The sequence below is a fragment of the Odoribacter sp. AF15-53 genome (assembly GCF_003479425.1).
Taxonomy (GTDB): domain Bacteria; phylum Bacteroidota; class Bacteroidia; order Bacteroidales; family Marinifilaceae; genus Butyricimonas.
Genome location: NZ_QUHC01000048.1, coordinates 1 through 519, shown reverse-complemented (window position 1 = coordinate 519; position 519 = coordinate 1). Strand labels below are relative to the sequence as shown.

General features: G+C 32.2%; 1 protein-coding gene. It reads left to right on the top strand.

The window, feature by feature from the left end:
- Positions 1-519: SMI1/KNR4 family protein (locus DWW52_RS20920; protein WP_148315425.1), on the top strand; the 519-nt coding region annotated here is incomplete at both ends.

Sequence of the window (519 nt, the reverse complement as noted above, 5' to 3'; positions counted from 1 at the left end):
AAAGTCTTACTCTCAAAGATTTTGAAGAAGTTGAGAGCAAGTTGGGTCATGTTTTGCCGGAAAGACTGAAAGAGTTCTATTTGCAATATAATGGAGGAGAACCTAAACAGCAAACCATCTCCATAAACAAATATTACGAAGTGGAAATTAGAATTTTCCAACCGTTCAAATATAATAAGAGTTTTAAAAATGCTCTTTTTCATACTGTTGAAGGAGAAACCTTGGAGCATCGTAGTTCTAATTCGATTTCTGACAATATTCTGCTATTTGCCAGTGGACATAACAATTTGAGAAATATTGGTGTAATTGCAATCAATATAAAAAACAGAGCTGTATATTTTTATAAAATTATTGGTTTTGTAAAAAATAGCGATGCATTTATTTTTGATGAACCTCAATTGATAGCGGATTCAATAGATGATTTTTTCAATAATCTCGTTGCTTTCCCAAAAATCGAAGAGGAACAACAAACGGAGATTATAGAAATAGAAGGTGTAATGCCTGAACTTTCGGACTGTT